16 protein-coding genes and 2 pseudogenes are annotated in these 16,967 nt (G+C 60.5%); 3 read left to right on the forward strand and 15 right to left on the reverse strand.

Going from position 1 to position 16,967, the window contains the following annotated elements:
* Window positions 1–12: 12 nt before the first annotated feature.
* Both ACUXVA_RS24690 and ACUXVA_RS24695 read right to left on the reverse strand, forming a co-directional pair.
* On the reverse strand, window positions 13–1,851 hold the full coding sequence (locus ACUXVA_RS24690) for an AMP-dependent synthetase/ligase (protein ID WP_445488752.1): 1,839 nt from the start codon (window positions 1,849–1,851) through the stop codon (window positions 13–15).
* Window positions 1,852–2,105: 254 nt separating this feature from the next.
* On the reverse strand, window positions 2,106–2,438 hold the full coding sequence (locus ACUXVA_RS24695) for a hypothetical protein (RefSeq protein WP_445488754.1): 333 nt from the start codon (window positions 2,436–2,438) through the stop codon (window positions 2,106–2,108).
* 369 nt (window positions 2,439–2,807) lie between these two features.
* Here ACUXVA_RS24695 and ACUXVA_RS24700 point away from each other — a divergent pair, with 369 nt between their 5' ends.
* A complete protein-coding gene (locus ACUXVA_RS24700; RefSeq protein ID WP_445488756.1) occupies window positions 2,808–3,101 on the forward strand; it encodes a hypothetical protein in 294 nt (97 codons plus the stop codon).
* A gap of 25 nt (window positions 3,102–3,126) precedes the next feature.
* On the opposite strand, the gene ACUXVA_RS24705 is transcribed toward ACUXVA_RS24700, so the two are convergent.
* Complete coding sequence (locus ACUXVA_RS24705) at window positions 3,127–3,414, reverse strand: hypothetical protein (RefSeq protein WP_445488758.1); 288 nt, start codon at window positions 3,412–3,414, stop codon at window positions 3,127–3,129.
* 258 nt (window positions 3,415–3,672) lie between these two features.
* Between ACUXVA_RS24705 and ACUXVA_RS24710 the strand changes: the two genes are divergently transcribed.
* The gene (locus ACUXVA_RS24710) at window positions 3,673–4,053 is read left to right on the forward strand and encodes a hypothetical protein (RefSeq protein ID WP_265083224.1); all 381 of its coding nucleotides are present in this window, start codon (window positions 3,673–3,675) and stop codon (window positions 4,051–4,053) included.
* A gap of 45 nt (window positions 4,054–4,098) precedes the next feature.
* Here the strand turns inward: ACUXVA_RS24710 and ACUXVA_RS24715 are convergent, their stop codons facing one another.
* The 12 genes and pseudogenes from ACUXVA_RS24715 to ACUXVA_RS24770 all read right to left on the reverse strand — a co-directional run bounded on the left by ACUXVA_RS24715 (window position 4,099) and on the right by ACUXVA_RS24770 (window position 13,899).
* Window positions 4,099–4,833: an amino acid ABC transporter ATP-binding protein gene (locus tag ACUXVA_RS24715; protein WP_445488760.1), complete on the reverse strand. Its 735-nt coding sequence runs from the start codon at window positions 4,831–4,833 to the stop codon at window positions 4,099–4,101.
* Window positions 4,814–5,470 (reverse strand): amino acid ABC transporter permease, encoded by a 657-nt coding sequence (locus ACUXVA_RS24720; RefSeq protein ID WP_265083222.1) that lies wholly within the window; start codon window positions 5,468–5,470, stop codon window positions 4,814–4,816. Before ACUXVA_RS24720 ends, ACUXVA_RS24715 begins: the two co-directional genes overlap by 20 nt.
* 3 nt (window positions 5,471–5,473) lie before the next feature.
* Window positions 5,474–6,136, reverse strand: coding sequence for an amino acid ABC transporter permease (locus ACUXVA_RS24725; RefSeq protein ID WP_265083221.1), 663 nt, complete (start codon window positions 6,134–6,136; stop codon window positions 5,474–5,476).
* A 97-nt stretch (window positions 6,137–6,233) separates the two neighbouring features.
* The gene (locus ACUXVA_RS24730; protein WP_265083220.1) at window positions 6,234–7,019 is read right to left on the reverse strand and encodes a transporter substrate-binding domain-containing protein; all 786 of its coding nucleotides are present in this window, start codon (window positions 7,017–7,019) and stop codon (window positions 6,234–6,236) included.
* Between the two features lie 80 nt (window positions 7,020–7,099).
* The gene (locus tag ACUXVA_RS24735; RefSeq protein WP_265083219.1) at window positions 7,100–7,801 is read right to left on the reverse strand and encodes a GntR family transcriptional regulator; all 702 of its coding nucleotides are present in this window, start codon (window positions 7,799–7,801) and stop codon (window positions 7,100–7,102) included.
* A gap of 343 nt (window positions 7,802–8,144) precedes the next feature.
* Window positions 8,145–8,306 carry a hypothetical protein gene (locus tag ACUXVA_RS24740; protein ID WP_445488763.1) on the reverse strand — a complete coding sequence of 54 codons (162 nt, stop codon included), beginning with the start codon at window positions 8,304–8,306 and terminating at the stop codon, window positions 8,145–8,147.
* Window positions 8,307–8,823: 517 nt separating this feature from the next.
* Complete coding sequence (locus ACUXVA_RS24745; RefSeq protein WP_320109731.1) at window positions 8,824–9,303, reverse strand: LysR substrate-binding domain-containing protein; 480 nt, start codon at window positions 9,301–9,303, stop codon at window positions 8,824–8,826.
* Between the two features lie 65 nt (window positions 9,304–9,368).
* On the reverse strand, window positions 9,369–10,427 hold the full coding sequence (locus tag ACUXVA_RS24750) for a HAMP domain-containing protein (RefSeq protein WP_445493350.1): 1,059 nt from the start codon (window positions 10,425–10,427) through the stop codon (window positions 9,369–9,371).
* Window positions 10,428–10,610: 183 nt separating this feature from the next.
* Window positions 10,611–10,676, reverse strand: a pseudogene (locus tag ACUXVA_RS24755) (hypothetical protein); the annotation flags it as partial.
* Between the two features lie 212 nt (window positions 10,677–10,888).
* Window positions 10,889–11,230: pseudogene (locus ACUXVA_RS24760) on the reverse strand (ArdC-like ssDNA-binding domain-containing protein); the annotation flags it as partial.
* Window positions 11,231–11,632: 402 nt separating this feature from the next.
* Entirely contained in the window at window positions 11,633–13,339 is a 1,707-nt protein-coding gene (locus ACUXVA_RS24765; protein WP_445488765.1) for a methyl-accepting chemotaxis protein, read from the reverse strand.
* A gap of 218 nt (window positions 13,340–13,557) precedes the next feature.
* Window positions 13,558–13,899, reverse strand: coding sequence for a hypothetical protein (locus ACUXVA_RS24770; RefSeq protein ID WP_445488767.1), 342 nt, complete (start codon window positions 13,897–13,899; stop codon window positions 13,558–13,560).
* Window positions 13,900–14,487: 588 nt separating this feature from the next.
* On the opposite strand from ACUXVA_RS24770, the gene ACUXVA_RS24775 reads away from it, so the two are divergent.
* The gene (locus ACUXVA_RS24775; RefSeq protein ID WP_445488769.1) at window positions 14,488–16,806 is read left to right on the forward strand and encodes an EAL domain-containing protein; all 2,319 of its coding nucleotides are present in this window, start codon (window positions 14,488–14,490) and stop codon (window positions 16,804–16,806) included.
* Window positions 16,807–16,967 lie beyond the last annotated feature (161 nt).

Here is a 16,967-nt window from a genome sequence, read left to right on the forward strand (position 1 = left end):
GATCGAGCGAACTCAGCACGACGTCCGGCGCAAATAGATCCGCTCGATCTCGGCTGCAAAACGATGTTCCAGCGCGGTCCGCTTGTTCTTCAGCGTGGGCGTCAGCAGGCCGGCGCCAATGGTCCATGGGTCCAGGGTCCACCACACCGCGCGCGGCGTCGCATAGGCCGGATAGCTTTTCACGGCGTCGGCAATCCGCCTCAGTAGAACTCCGGCTTCCGCCTGCGATCCCGGCTCCCCGCCCGCGGCCACCTTGCGCTTCTCCTGCTCCCAGACCTTCGGATTGAGCACCACGAGCGCCGCGAGAAACGGACGCCCCTCGCCGATCAGCATGGCCTGCTCGAACAGCGGGTCAGCGAGGATCGCGGTCTCGATATCGACGGGGGCGATCTTCTCGCCCGTGGAGGTCACCAGGATGTCCTTGATGCGGCCGGTGATGACGATGCGGCCGTCCTCGATGCGCGCCTGGTCGCCGGTGTGCAGCCAGCCATCGGCCTCCTTGACGCGGCTGGTCTCCTCCGGCTTGTGCCAATAGCCGAGCATCACGCTCGGACCCCTGACCTGCAGTTCCTGATCCCGACCGATCCTAATCTCGACGCCGTCCAGCGGGCGGCCGACCGAACGCGGGTCATTTTCCTCCACGGTATTGACCGCTATCACCGGCGACGTCTCGGTCATCCCATAGCCCTGCAGAACGTCGATACCGCACGACAGGAACATGCGAACGACGGTCTCGGCAATCGGCGCACCGCCGCTGACCGCCGCGCGCAGGCGACCGCCGAATTCGGCCTGCACCTTGTCGGCCACCAGGCGCTTCAGGACCGGCCAGGCCAGCCGGTCAAGCGGGTGCACGTCGCGGTTCGCGCGCTGTCGCGCGTCAAAGCGCCGTCCTCCGACGGCAACGGTCAAGTCAAACAGGGCACGTTGGACACCGCCGGCGGCTGCACGCCTCTGCATGATCAAAGCGTGGACGCGTTCATAGATCCGCGGCACCGAGACCAGCACCGTCGGCTTCACCTGCTTCAAATCCTCGGAGAGAAGCTGCACCGATCGCGCATAGGCCACGCATGCGCCCGCCGCGATCGGATAGTAATAGCCTGCGGTGCGCTCGAACGTATGCGAAAGCGGCAGGAAGGACAGGAAGAGATCGTCCTGGCGCGCGGCAATCCGGAGATGGATCGCCTTGACGTTCGCCACGATATTCTCGTGCGAAAGCATCACTCCCTTGGGCCGCCCGGTGGTGCCGGAGGTGTAGACGATGGCGGCAAGATCGCCCGGCTGAACCTCCACGTCATTCATCGCCGACGAGACGGCGGAACCGGGTTCGAGCCAGCGATCAAGCGCAACGATGCGGCTGTCGGTCGCGGCCGGGACGGACGTCCCGGGCAGGTTGGCACAGACCACGCGCTTGAGATTTGCGACGGCGTTGCCCGTCGAGACGATCGCCTGCCAGCGCTCTTCGGAATCCACCAGTAACAGAGAGGCCTGAGAGTCCTGCAAGATGTAGGCGATGCTGTCGGGATTATCGACGGCGTGCATGGGCACCGGCACGAGGCCGCGCGACAACGCCGCCTGGTCCATGGCGATGTGCGCGATTCCGTTCGGCATCAGGATGGCGACGCGTTCTCCGGTGGCAAATCCCTCCGCGGCCAGTGCATGTCGCCATCGCTCGAATTCGGTATCGATCTCCTGCCACGAATAGTCGACCCAGCGCCCCAGCCCCGCATCGAAATGGCGATACGCTGCGGCGCCGGGCGTCAGACGGACACGGCGGCGCAGCGGCTGGGGCAGCGTTCTTACGCCCGCAAGCGCATCCACGCCGCCTTGATCCTGCGTCACCGTGCCAGCCATGGAGTGCCCTTCGAATCCCACACCGCCTCCTGACGAGGCCGAGCGTTCATTCTATCCGGCTTCCATCACCCTCGACATTGATCCTCCGCATGGCGGCCACGCGATCGGATAGCAGCCAACGGCTATCCAAGCCACGCGTCGAGCCGCACCATCGGGAAATGATCGGTCAGACTCGCTGCGAGCCCGACGGCTGCCCGCGGTCGCGCGGATCGTCACGCTGGGCGGACGTGCAGCCGGAAGACGCACCGGCCCACTCAACGGCCCGATCGGTTGCTCACCATTCTGTCAGCAGCGCGCCGGCGCAGCGACGGCAGATTTCGCAGCTCATCGCGCAATTCCTGCCGCGCCCGCACCAGGGCCTGCCGACCGGCCAACGCCCGTCCCCGCAGCGACTGTTGCAGCGAGACATCGCCGAGGTGATCGATGACCTGATCGACCGCGTCGAGATGCCGGGAAAGATCATGCAGCCGGCCTTCCAGCGTCGCCGAACAGGACATCACATGGATCACGGCGTCATCCAGCCGCAGGTTGGGATCCAGGACGCCATCGTGACGTTCATTTGCAAATAGCAGGACGACGTTGCTCATGATGCAATCTCCGGGACGTGCGCATCCCGCTCAACCAACCGATATTTTCTACAACCTATCCGAGGCGGATGTTAAGCGTCGTTAACTTGCCTGCCCGTGAAACTACGGACCAGCGAGCGTCTTCTGCTGCCGACAGCAGACGATGCGATACGCGTGCCCACACTGCTATCGACGCGCCGTAAATCTGATCTGCGTCGAACTGCCGAAGGTCAATCGAATGTAACTTAGATTTTACACCCGCGAGCGCGGGTTCGCAGATCTGAGCAGTCGTTCAGGATCTCGCGTTCAGAGAAAACTCCGGTCGCGGACGCACGAGGTGGCGGTCTGACCGGTCAAACGACGCCCGCTCGCTACCTGACAAGAACGTGAATGAACCCGTCTGCAGAACACAGTGACCGCGCCCGGCTTGAGCGCCTGTTGAGAATGATCTCGCCAGGCGACAGCGTGGATGTCACGATCAACATGCTTCACCACGTCACCCTGCCGACCGGGTCCGACGAGAAGCGGGCGCCCGATCACCTGATCGAGTGGTTTCGCTCGCGCATGGCGTTTGACTGCACCGTAACGCCTGACCGTCAAGACGAACCGTCAAGGTGGACCTTCTACCGGCCGCTACCACACGGCGCCGCAGGACCGGCGTCAGACACCAGCACAACGGCCTGACCGCTGCAGCAATCTGCCGGCCGAGCTACAGATGCACCGGCGGCGCCTGGGTTCGCGCGCGCGGCCCGTAGTTACTAGCGGAAGCTGCGAAGGTCGTTCCCTCCGGCTGCTTCCTCGCCTCGCGTTTGCGAATGCGCTCGGCTTCGGCCGCATCGAGCGCACGGCGCAATTGCGCACTGCACAGCTTCATTTGGTTAATGGCCTCACGCCGCTCGAAGCGGGTGATCGATGGATTGGCAAGATCCTTCCAGACCACCGTAAGCAGGCGCTGGAGGCCGGCGATGTCATGGTCCAGTCCGTCGATCCCGGGCATCGAGAGGCTTTCAATCAGATGGGCAATATTGGGGAACTATCGCTGATTCTTGCCCTTTTGAAACGGAAGATAGCGCCCGTAATACTACGGCCCCCCTGCGATGCGGCGATTGCCGCGCCGAAACTAGCAGCCTGTTAAGCACATTTATCAACGTCGTTTTGCGACTCTCGTTGACGGTGCCCGCGTCCGCATTAAACGATGGCGCAGGACGGGGCATTCAGGCGATCTCGTCACATTTCAAGTTGGCAGGAGTTTATCATGTCTCGCGCATTTGCCGTCATCCTCGCGACCACCCTCGCCGCCGCGGCGGCGATCCCGACGGCGGCCTCCGCCGGCTGCTACAACTGCTACGTCCAGCCGCAGCCCTGCGTCACCTGCTATCAGCAGCAGGTTGTCCCGCCGCAGTACCGCACCGTCCAGGAAACCGTGATGGTCGCGCCAGGCCGCGTCATCGCCCACCGCACCCCCGCGCAATATCGCACGGTGATGGTACCGAAGACGGTGATGGTCGCGCCCGAAGGCGTGCAGTACGAGCAGGTGCCGCCGCAATACGCCACCCAGCAGCGCGTCGAGATGGTTGCGCTCGCCCGCGCCTACTACGTTCCGGTTGCGCCGCGCTGCGGCTCCTGCGGCTATTGAGACCGCAAGGCGGCAAGCGGGGCCGATCGACAGCCCCGCGCCGCGTCAAGAAATAGCGCCGATGAACTGGGCCAGCTCCGGCGTTCGGGGCGTGGCCATCAGGTCCTTCGGCGCCCCCTCCTCGTGCACCTTGCCGTGATGCATGAACACCAGCTTGGTGCCGACGTCGCGCGCAAACCGCATCTCGTGAGTGACCAGCATCAGCGTCATGCCTTCGGACGCCAGTCGCTCGACGACCTTCAGCACTTCGTTCACCAGCTCAGGATCCAGCGCCGAGGTGATCTCGTCGCACAGCAGCACCGTCGGCTGCATGGCGAGCGACCGGGCGATGGCCACGCGCTGTTGCTGACCGCCGGACGGCTGGCTCGGATAGCTGTCGAACTTGTCGGCCAGACCGACCTTCTCCAGCAGCGCGCGGGCCTGATCCCTGAGTTCGAGCGGCTGCCCCCTGTTGACCACCGACGGCGCCAGCATCACGTTCTGCCCTGCCGTCAGATGCGGGAACAGATTGAACTGCTGGAACACCATGCCGACATGGCGGCGCAGCTCGCGCAGATTGGTGGTCGAGCCGCCGACCTCCATGCCGTCCACGGTGATCGAGCCGGAATCGTAGGTCTCAAGGCCGTTCACGCAACGCAGCAGCGTGCTCTTGCCGGAGCCGGAGCGACCGATGATCGACACCACATCGCCGCGGCCAACATCGATGGAGACGCCCTTGAGGACTTCATTGGCGCCGAAGCTCTTGCGGACATCGGTGATCTTAACGAGCGGTGGCGACATCGGCTTTTCCTTCGAGGTGCTTGGCGTACAAGGACAGCGGGAAACACAGGCAGAAGTAGATCAGCGCGACCAGCGCATAGACCAGGAACGGCCGGAAGGTCGCATTGTTGAGCATGGTGCCGGCCTTGGTCAGTTCGACGAAGCCGATGATCGACGCCAGCGCCGTGCCCTTCACCACCTGGACCGAGAAACCGACCGTCGGCGCGATGGCGATCTTGGCGGCTTGCGGCAGGATGACATAGCGCATCTGCTCGACGAAGCTCATGGCAAGGCTCGATGACGCCTCCCACTGCCCCTTGGGAATGGCCTCGACGCAGCCGCGCCAGATCTCGGCCAGAAACGCTGCCGTCCACAGGCTGAGCGCGAGGCCCGCCGCGACCCACGGGCTGATCTCGATGCCGAACAGGGAAAGGCCGAAGAAGAACAGGAACAGCTGCATCAAGAGCGGCGTGCCCTGGAAGAACTCGATGAACATCTTGGTCAGGACCTCGAAGGTCCTGACCCGCGAGACCCGCAGGAACAGGATAGCGAGACCGACCAGGCCGCCGAGGGCGAACGCAACAAGCGACAGGACGATGGTCCAGCGCGCCGCCCACAGCAGGTTCGACAGGATGACCCAGAAACTGAAATCGCTCATGGCTCAACCTTTCGGGAATGCGAGGCGGCCGACGCCGCGCAGGATGAAACGCGCGACGATGGCGAGCAGCAGATAAAGCAAGGCAGCCACCACATAGACTTCGAAGGCGCGAAAATTGCGCGACTGCACGAAGTTGGCAGCATAGGTCAGGTCCTCCGCCGAAATCTGCGACACCACCGACGAGCCGAGCATCACGATGATGATCTGCGATGACAGCGCCGGATAGACTTTCTGGAATGCCTGCTTGAGCACGATGTGGCGGAAGATCTCGAACCGGGTCATGGCGAGACTGTCGCCGGCCTCGATATGGCCGGGAGGCACGGCCTTGATCCCGGCGCGGATGATCTCCGCCGAATAGGCGCCGAGGTTGATGACCATGGTCAGAAAGGCGGCTGTGGTCTCGTCGAGTTTGACGCCGAGCGCCGGCAGTCCAAAGAAGATGAAGAACAATTGTACGATGAACGGCGTGTTGCGGATCACCTCGACATAGCCGCGCACGATGGCCCCGGCCCATTTCGGCCCGAACGTCCGCGCCCAGGCACAGGCAGTGCCGAGCGCCACGCCGGCCACGGTCGAGACGGCGGTCAGCACGATCGTGAAGATCAGGCCTGCCAGGATGACGTTCCAGTAAGGCAGCAGATCGGAGAAATTGAGTGCGAATTTCATCGGGGACATCTCTCGCTGGCTGGTGACACCGAATGCCGGGGATCGCGGCCCGCTGCGTCCATCGCCGGAGCGATGAACGCAGCGGAAGCGCGCAACCTCAGATGTTGGCGGGGATCGGCGCCTTCAGCCACTTCTCGGAGATCTTGTTCAGTTCGCCGTCGGCCTTGGCCTTGGCGATGATCTCGTTGACCTTGGCCAGCAGCTTGTCCTCGCCCTTGTTCATGCCGACGAAGCACGGGCTGTCCTTGATCACGAATTTCGACACCGGCGCGCGGGCCGGGCTCTTTTCGGCAATCGCCGCGGCGACGATGTTGCCGGTGGCGATGATGTCCACCTGCCCCGACAGGAACGAGGCGATGGTCGCATTGTTGTCCTCGTAGCGCTTGATGGTGGCGGTCGGCGGCGCGAGCTTGGTGATTTCCTGCTCCTCGATGGAGCCGCGCGTGGCGCCCACGGTCTTGCCGGCGAGATCTTCCGGCTTGGCGATCTTGGCATCCTTGAGGCCGAACACGCCCTGGAAGAACGGCGCATAGGCATTCGAGAAGGCGATCACCTTCTCGCGTTCCTCGTTCTTGCCGAGGCTCGAAATCACCAGCTCGACCTTCTTGGTCTGCAGATACGGAATGCGGTTGGCGCTGTTCACAGGAACGACTTCAACCTTCACACCGAGTTCCTTGCCGATCAGATTGGCCATGTCGATGTCATAGCCGACCGGCTTGAGATCGGGCCCGGCGGAGCCGAACGGCGCAAAGTCCTGCGGCACGGCGATGCGGATGACTTTTGCCTTCATGACGTCGTCGAGCGCATCGGCGCGTGCACCGGCCGCGAAGCCTGCCGTCGCGGCGACGAGCGAGAGGGAAAGGGCAATCTGTCGGATATTCATGAGTCGGTCTCCTTTGGATGGGTTGCAAAGCCGGGCCGGCGACGGCCCCGAAAGGCGCGGGTGGACGTGAAAAAGGGCGTCTATTTTTCTGACGGGTGCGTGGCCTCCGCGTTGATGGGCTCCAGCGCCCGGCGCAGTTCTTCCAGCGGATCGAGCTCCGGCTTGACGCGCACGGTCAGGCCGGCTTCGACATTGCCGATGTGCGCGGCCATCAGCGCGATGGCGCGGTCGCGGTCGCCGCCTTCGAGGGCGGCCACGATTTCCTCGTGTTCGTTGCAGGACTCGGTGGCGTCGTGGCTCGACTGGTAGAGCATCGAGATCAGCACGGTGCGCGCGGTCAGATCGCGCAAAATCTCCGCCAGCACGTTGTTGCCCAGCGCGTCGGCCATGCAGACATGAAAATCGCCAAGCAGATAGCTGCGCGCGGCGACGTCGCCGGTGGTGATGGCGTCATTCTCCTGGCCGATATGCGCGCGCAGCCGCTGGATGGCCTCGGCCGAAATGGTCTCGACCGACAGCAGCAGCCCGATCTCAATGGCCCGGCGCGCCTGAAACGCGGTGCGCGCTTCCTCGATGGAGGGTTCGATGATGAACCAGCCCCGCTTGGAGCTGACCTGCACCACGCCGCGGGTCTCCAGCCGGATCAGCGCCTCGCGCACCACGGTGCGCGACACGCCGAACAATTGCACCAGCGACTGTTCGCTCAGGCGCGTGCCGGCCGCGATCCGTCCCGCCAGGATGGCGTCGATGATCCGTGCACAGATATCGGTCGATTGGAGCATTCCAGGCCTGCATACAGTGGTCGTGTACAGGACTTGTCAGCAAGGCTTGTGCCAATTGGCGACCTTCGAACAACTCTCGAAATATCAGGCACTTGACGAAAGTGGATGAATTTGGCGCCACGGTGATCCCGCCCGAGCCGCTTGCAGATGCCCGTTTTCCAGACAATTGCGGCTGCCGAGGTCGCGGCCAAATGATCGACGGAATGGGCCGCCTGCCCTGCCGCGGTGGCAGGCTTCATCCAGGCTTGATCGCCGTGTTCATCGCGCGCGGGTCGGCCCCAGGCCCTGGCAGCACGACACCATCAGCGGTTCGCCGTTATGCCGGCTGGGCCGGGCTTAGCGGTCAATCGGGCGGTTCGAAACGACCACGGCTATCCCAATAATTGGTCGCGCCAACTTCATGATCGTTTCCGCTCGGCGGCGCACGCGGAGTGTGCAGAAATGCGCGGTAGAGAATTACTAGAACCCCGATCAGCAGCAGCGTCGGAATGATCCAGTCTGGCATCGATCCATCCTTGTTGAGACTTCCGATGGGACTTCAGCTTTTCGCATTCGGTTCAATTGCCGGCAAAGCGCGTCGCCCGCAGCCGCCATGATGGCAAGGATCGGTTGGCGGATACGGGCACAACGATGAATGCATCTTGGCTCGTGGCCCTGCTCGCAAGCGCTACGTCACCGTTTCGCGAACGAAGCGGCGACAGCTGTTCAGAACAAGCACGGAACGGTTGTTCAGAACGACAACCGGGAAGCGTCGAAATTGCTTCGAATCAGATGGATAATTGGTGCGCCATTCTGAACAAAACTACGAACTCCTATGTCATTGAAATCACGATATAATTAAATTGGCGAGCAGTCCGTGCAGGCCTGGCTCGGCACATGCAACCCGATTCTTGCGATTGGTCGAGGGCACTATTCCTAGGCTCGCTTATGCCATCCCGACACCGCCGGCTGCGAGCGGCTGTCGATGCGACAATTTCAGTCACCCCGTATATCGCGGAAAGTCACCACTGAAACGCGATGCGTCAGAACGGGGCACTGAATCGATTGACCACAAAATCAATAAAGCTACGCAACTTAGGCGACATGCGGCAGTCGCGCAGATAAAGGAGATTCATCGGCCGAACGGATGGGGCGTAGCCCAACAGCAGGCGCGCGAGACGGCCGGACGCGATATCCTCCGACACCATGATTTCCGGCAGCATGACGATGCCCATGCCCGCCAGAGCGGCGCGACGCAACCCTTTGGCGCTGTCGGTCTGAAGGCGAGGGGCGAACGGGATACTGGTCTCGCCATCTGGACCAATCATCCGCCACACGGCCTGAACCGATCGCCATTCTGATCGCGGGGAATAGCTATAGGCCGGACAATCATGCCGGCCTAAACCCTCTGGTCTCATCGGTTCACCTCGCGCAGCCGGATAGGCCGGCACTCCGCAGATCGCCAGTCGGGGCGAAAGTGGCCGGGCGACCAGATCGGCGTCCGGCCTGATCGAGGTGGCCAAGCCTTACGCGGCCGATCGCGGAGCGGGATGCGAAGACGGCGGCTAAGGCCGCTCGTAAGGCTGTTTCAGAGTCGTCGGCACGTCAGGCTGCGCGAACTTCGGTGACGAAGCGGTTCACCTCGACCGTCAGATGCCCCGCTTGTTGCGATATCCTCTGCACGCGTGGTCAGGATTTCGACCAGGCTCCCGACCGTGGCCTCGAACGCGCTGACCAGTTGTTCCAGATGCACGGTTCGCCGCTCCCGCGCATGGCGTTCGGCCGCCTGTTCCGCCTCGAGCCGCCGCGCCTCCATTGAGCGTTGCTGCAACACACCGATGGCGCGGGATAGCACGCCAATTTCATCGCGCCAGGCGTCATAGCGTATGTCTGGCGCCAAATCGCCGCTCGCGACGCGCTCTATGCTGGCGGTCAGGTGGAGGATCGGCTTGGTAATGCGGCGCACGACGAGAACAACTACGCCGGCGACCACCACGATGACCATGAGCACAACCGCTGCCGCCAGAGCCAACTGGCGCCATGCGTCGGCGCGTTCATCGGCGATAGTCGTTGCGGCTGAATCATAGGCCGCATCGCGCAGGGCGATCAGCGTCTTCCACATCGGACCTACTTTGAGGTTATAGTCCGCAGCCCCATAGGGGAAGTCGCCCGTCGCGAAATGCCCGACCAGCATGCGCCGCTCGGCGCCGTAGCCGTTGATATAGGTTTCATGAATGCCGCGGACTGCCTGGTCCAACGCGGCTGGTGTGGACGGCGCGCCTTCCAACGTCACCAAGCTGTCCCAGATATGGTCGATGCAGCCTTGCAGGGTCAACAGCAAGGCGCGTTCAGCCTCGGCCGGCGGTTTATGGGCGCCGACGATATTCTGTAGCATGCCGGCCTGGCGACCGCCGCTGTCGCGCAGCTCCGTCACTGCACTCGCGACCTGTATGAAGCGGGCTGTCGCGCCGTCCTGCATCTGGATCTGCAACTCCTGCTCACGCATCAGGCCACCCACGGCCGCCGTGACAGCGGCCACTTTCACGGTCAACTCGTTGGCGGCATCGCCGCGCTGGTCGATCGCGCGCTGCATCTGCGCTGCGGTAAAGGCCCGCGTGTCCTCGAACTGCCGCACGATATCGGCCATTTTGGCCTGGAGTTTGTCGCCTGCAAAAGTGTTTCCATCGTTTCTGCGACGGCAGAAGCCCCAGCCGATGCAGTTGATGCGCTCCGACTGATTTCCACCGTGGCCGATCCCTGCTGTTCCACAGCCGAAGCGGCCCGAGGGATCCCGATCCAGCCGATGCTGGGTGCCGGTCGCATGCCCACATTCATGCAGCCACACGCCATAGAATGACGCTGCGTCGCGAAAGCGCTCGAATGCCGGCTTGACCACGGTGTCCGTCGAAGGACGATAGAACGCTGTGGGCCATCGGTGATCGTTTTGATGCCAAGGTTATTGATGAAAGCCTCGGCGTGATCGAGGCGCTCAGCCTCATCGAGAACAGGCACAGGCTTGGGTTCATAGCCATCGACCTGTGCCAAATTGAAGACCGAAAACGCCTTCGCAAACATCCGGCTGCGATCAGTGTCGGTGTCCTCACCGCTAGAATCATCGCCGTTATCGGAAGATCGCATTTCCTTCCAGAGAACGACGGTCGTCGCCTTCTCGCCCTTGCGCACCTGTGCCCCAAGCGCGCCCCACTGCCGGTAGGTTCCCCAAAGTCCACTGTCGTAGCCGGCGCTCAATGCGGCCACCCACAGCGCCAATGTATTGACGCTTCGATATTTGTTGCCGGTCGTTACATTGATCGGTCGGGCTGCGGCAGCCCCATCATGATGCCAGGGCATCTTGAATTCGCCGACACCGGCCTCAATGGCGGTCATGATCTCGGCGGTCACACGGGCATAGACATCGGCACGGCTGGCAGAACCAGAATTCTTGTCCATCTCGGGAACTCCCACGACGAGCGTTCGCGAGCCTCTCTCTCGAACCCGATCTCGTCACGGACCTTCCCGCTCATCTCTCGCTCTCATGTCTCGGCCTGACGCCAATTCAGGCCTCGGCAGTGAGTTCGGGCACCCGAATTCTTGTTGGCAGTCGTTTGAGGTTCACATGCTGGCGGCCGATCTTGCACCCCTCGACAGCCAGCAGGCCGCGCAACATCCGCAAACCGGCGAAGGGAAGCTCTAGATGTATCGACCTCGCTAGGCTCGGGACCCATTAATTTCTTGAGGTCTGATTGATCTGCTGATTCATTGGCGACGTGAGGAGGCGTTGCCAATGGGCGATTTGTTTCTGCTCTCGGAGGCGCAGATGGGCCGTATATGGCGGCCGGCCCAATGTCACCGTCAGGCTGCGCGAACGGTTGCTAGGAAGCTCTGTACCTCCGTCTTCAGGCGGGTGCTTTCCACCGAGAGCGATTGGGCCGCCGAGAGCACCTGCGTTGAGGCGGAGCCAGTCTCGCCTGCACCACGTTGGACATCAGCGATATTCGAGCTGACCTGCATCGTGCCCTGAGCCGCCTGCTGCACGTTCCGGGAAATTTCCTGTGTCGCCGCGCCTTGCTCTTCCACCGCAGACGCGATGGTCGAGGAGATCTCCGACATCCGACCGATGATCTCACTGATCTCCTTGATGGCGTCGACCGACTCGTCAGTTGCTGCCTGCATTCCTGCGATCTGTTTACCGATCTCCCCCGTTGCTTTCGCCGTTTGCTCCGCGAGCGCCTTGACCTCGGACGCCACGACCGCAAACCCGCGACCCGCCTCGCCGGCGCGCGCTGCCTCAATGGTCGCATTGAGTGCCAGCAGATTGGTCTGTCCCGCGATGGTATTGATGAGTTCGACGACATCGCCGATGAGGCTCGCCGCCTTCGATAACTCACCGACCCGATCGTTGGTCTTGTGCGACTGGTCGACCGCCTCAGTGGCTATCCTGGAGGACGCCTGAACCTGACGACCGATCTCGTTGACCGATGAAGTCAACTCTTCGCTGGCCGATGCTACCGACTGCACGCTTGCCGAAGCTTCCTCTGCCGCCGCCGCGACGACGGTCGACAGTTCCTGCGTCCTCTCGGCGGTCGTCGTGAGCGAATTGGCCGACGCTTCCATCTCGGTTGCGGCTGACGACACCGTCTGGATGATCTCGCCAACGGCGCCCTCGAAATCGTCGGCCAACTTGTGCATATCTCTTTTGCGCTGCAAGCTAGCGATACGATCCTGCTCTGCCTTGGCTTCGGCCTCCTGGCGGGCCTTTTCCGCCAGCATCTCCTTGATCTCGTTGACCGCGCGAGCAGTCTCGCCGATCTCGTCGTTGCGTTCGGTCCCGGTGATCTCGATGTCCTCACCCTTCGCAAGCCGTTGAAGAAGGCCAACCAGAGCCCGCATCGGCTTGGCGATTCCGAACTGGCCGATCATGAAGCCGGCGGAGACACCAAGCAGGACGCCGACAGTTGCCGCGACGATCATCAAGCGGGAGACTGTCTCATACTTCTCGGTCGCCGCCCTTGCAAAATCATCGACCCGCTCGTTCAGGCGGTTGACAACTTGCGCGATGTTGGTCTTCAGCTTTTCTGCTGTGACCATGCTTTTTGCGGCTGAGTCGCGCAACTGTCGGGTCTGGTCGTTCAACTGCATGTTCTTTGTGCCATCGGCGAGGCGAAGCATGTCCTCGGTGTCCTTCGCGTAGGCCGCCATGGCTTCGTGGACCGCCGGCATCATTGCTTTCGCCTGTTCGTCGCGAGTTGAGGCGACATCCTCGATGCGTTCGCGGTAGAGCTTCATTTCCGCATCGATGATTTTGCGGACTTGCGCGCGATTCTCGGGACTTGGATCTAGCGCGAGACTGAACTCCGCCCGGTTGATCGCGATCACGTTCTGGTTGGCGCGCGCTCCCTTCATCGTGCGGCGCGCGGCGACATTCATGTTGTCGGCCCCGTCATTGAGCTCACCCAATGCGCGGATGCCGAGCCAACTCATCGCAGCGGCAATGGCGGACATCAGGATGATAACTGCAAGGATTTTCGTAAGAACGCGGAAGCGGGCGAGAAAGGTCATACTACCCTCCGAAAAATGTGCTGCCCTCAATGGGATATTCCATAAAGGATAGCTCAGTGAACTTGCGCTATGGCGCCGTTCATCATTGGCACCGAATGCCGCGCGCAAGCGTTGCATCGAAGAACCGCCAATGATTGCAGATTGAATCGCCGGCGTTAAAAGCAGGTTAACTATCACTCCCGGACAATTACGGGCTGCAAGCGGGAAAGGGGTGCGTCTCATCGTGCAGCGAACTCCGTGCGCCCGCACGAAATCTCTATCGGCGAATTCCGCATCCAGATCGTCTTGGCGATCTCCCGCCTCGACAGGGTTAGTCCAGTCCGTCCACGTTCGGTCAAAAAATAGAACTGATACCACAGCCCGGACTCGACAAAAGGAGCGACGGGAATGGCGGCCTTTGCGATATCCTGGATGAGATAGCTGTTTACCGAGGCGAGCCCCCCACATCGGTCCGGCCGAAGTGCCGCGGCAATGCAGGCCGCCCGGCCGCCCCAGTCATAGCCGGCGAGTGCGATCTCCTCGTGGAGCTTGGTGTCGGGGTAGCGCCGGTTTGAAGACACCGGTCACAGGATCCCGTAGCGCATCGCGCTCCAGTGTTGCAATACGGAAAAATTCCCCGGTCGTGGCTAGCGAAAGCCGTGCGACTTCCATCACGAAAATACCACCAGTCTTCAAAATAAGGGCGCTGATGAAATCCGCAGCCGTCAGCAGCGATCCTAACTGTAGATGACCAAAAACGGCGTCGATATGAAAGTTCCATTTTTGTCTCTGGCAGGAAGAAGAAGATTCCAGGTTGAAACCTTCACTCTCGTTCAATCGGTACGTTAGAATTGGATCCTAGGAAACTCTCGCAACTTCGATCTTTCGATTGGTTCAGCTGATATTCAGGATGCGCAACCCCGGTTCAGCAGTTGAGGTTCTGGTGAGGACCGCTAGAGAGACTGCCGCTACAGATGGGGTAATTGGACCTCGTTCTTCGAAACTAAAGCAGTCAACCGCATGACCGTCGAGGCGGGTTGCTTTGGACTGAGTCAGCCATATGCTGCGCATCTTCAAACGAGATTGGACTTGGCTGACAATGCCAAAACGCTCGGGCCAGTTTACCAATTCTAAGGAGGGCCTGCTTAAATTTGAAAGAAATATTTGAAATGAGCCAGCACATTTTTCTTGGCGGAGGTCATATGGAAGAGCAATTCGATCTAGCCACCGTGCAATCGGCTGGTGCAAAGGAGACGATACGATCAAACGCGTTACGCTCGGCCGGTATCCTTGATAGCCGGCCTTCTCTGGACTTCGATTCCATAGTCCATCTCGCGTGCTCCATCTTTGACGCCCCAATCGCGCTTGTTTCACTTGTTGACGCCGACCGTCAATGGTTCAAGGCGAAGAAAGGGATCAACTTCGGCGAAGCACCCCGGGCGCTCTCGTTCTGCGGCAACGTTGTTGAAACGATGGAGCCGCTTATAGTTCAGAATGCGGCGGCTGATGGGCGCTTTTCGGCGAACACTTTTGTGTCAGGCCCTACTGCCGTCAAATTTTATGCGGGGGCTCCGCTACTTGAAGGTGGTATATGCTATGGTAGCCTGTGTGTGATGGACGTACGCTGCCGCACCTTCACCGAAGAAAATATGGAGCAGCTTGAAAGCTTGGCAACCGTTGCTGTTGGATTAATCCGGGGCCATAGCAAGAAAATGCGGATGCGCGAACAGCAGCGCGAACTCGAGCTTAGGCAGGCGCGGTTTGAGCAGACGGAGCGATCGGCCAAGGTTGGCGGCTTCGAGATGAATCTTAGAACTGGTGCCATAACCTGGTCCGATCAGGTCTTCCGCATCGTCGGCTTGCCCATTGGAACGCCGTTGAACGCAAAAAGAGTGATTGCCTGTTATGCTCCTGAAGAACGTGCGTCTGTCAAAGAGAGAATTCTCAATGCGAGAGGCGGTGCTGCAAGTGCACTCGACCGTCAATATCGAATCATCACGCCAAGTGGCGATGAGCGTTGGGTTCATATCGTCAGCGATATGGAAATTATTGAGGATGAGCCCCGTCGGCTGTTCGGCATCATCCAGGACGTCACTGAACGTGTCCTTCACGAGAGGAAACTTGTCGAGGCGGCTTGCACAGATAGCCTGACCGGACTTGAGAACCGTGCAGCCTACCTGTCGCACGTGTCAGAGATCATGATAGGCAAAGATCCGCACTTCGGATTATTGCTCATCGACGTCGATCATCTGAAACAGGTGAATGACACGTTGGGTCACGCGGCCGGCGATATGTTGCTGACGAGATTGGCCTCAAAGTTGAAATCGCAGCTCGGTGAACGTGGGCGGATTTTCCGTTTGGGCGGCGACGAGTTCGCTGCCGTTCTTTCAAGGCAGGTAACGCCCAAAGCTATGGCCGCGGTCGCTCGCCAGCTTATCCAACAGATTGCAGACCCTTTGACTGTTGCAAGCTCAACGCTTTTGCCAAAAATAACGATTGGGGGCGCGATGCTAGAACCCGGCATGGATGCTGCTGCACTCTCGCAAAACGCCGATTTTGCTCTCTATCACGCTAAGGAAATCTGTCGCGGCGGTTATCTTGAATTTGAACCGCGTATGCGGACGAGTATTGCGCGTCGCATTCACCAGACGAGGGAGGTTGAGAAGGCGCTCGTAGCAGGCCGTTTTGTTCCATACTACCAGCCGACAGTGCGGAGTAGCGACGGCGATATTTGCGGATTTGAGGCACTAGCGCGGATGAAGACTGACGACGGATCGGTCATTTCCGCCGGAGAATTCAGCGAGGCGCTCACTGATCCCAGTATATCATATAACCTGACGACGATCATGCTCGGCCACGTTGCCTCAGACATGCGTAAATGGATCGATAGAGGTGTTGATTTCGGTAGGATTAGTATCAACGTCGGTGCAGCTGATTTCCAGCGCGGTGACCTTGAATCCCGAATCCACGCAGCTTTGATCAAGAAGGGAATTAAACTCGACAAAATCGTCATTGAAGTGACCGAAACGGTATTCATGCAAGGACTTGAGGAAGCCGTTGCCGCGACGCTGCAGCGGCTTCGGGGGAAGGGTGTGCTGGTCGCTCTCGATGACTTCGGAACCGGTTATGCTTCGCTTACACATTTGCGAAGCCTGCCCGTTGACATCATAAAAATCGACAAGAGTTTTGTTGATACCATGTCTAGGGATATCTCCAGTCGCGCTATCATCGAGCTGGTGAACAAACTTGCGCTACAGCTCAAAATGAAGGTTACCGCAGAGGGCGTGGAAACCTTTGGCCAAGCCTCGTCCTTGCTCGAAATGGGCTGCAGCTCCTTGCAGGGGTTTCTCTTCGCAAAGCCTATGGAAGCCGAACTGGTAGAGCCGTTTATTTCACATAGGAGGTCCACACTTTACAAGAAATTTATTGGTAGAGATTGTTCCGCTTCAACCCCATTCAGACAAATTGAGGGACTTCCCGAAGTGTGAATCTGCGTGGAATAAAGGCTCTGACGCAACTTCGATGACGGTGTACCGCAACTAGGTGGCGCCTATCGGCCGGGCTTGCAGAAGATCGATCATCGCCCTTCCATACCGAAGCATCAAGCAGCGGCACTATCGCATCGCTGAGCACCAGATCAGGCGCCTCT

This window comes from Rhodopseudomonas sp. RCAM05734 (assembly GCF_052658035.1).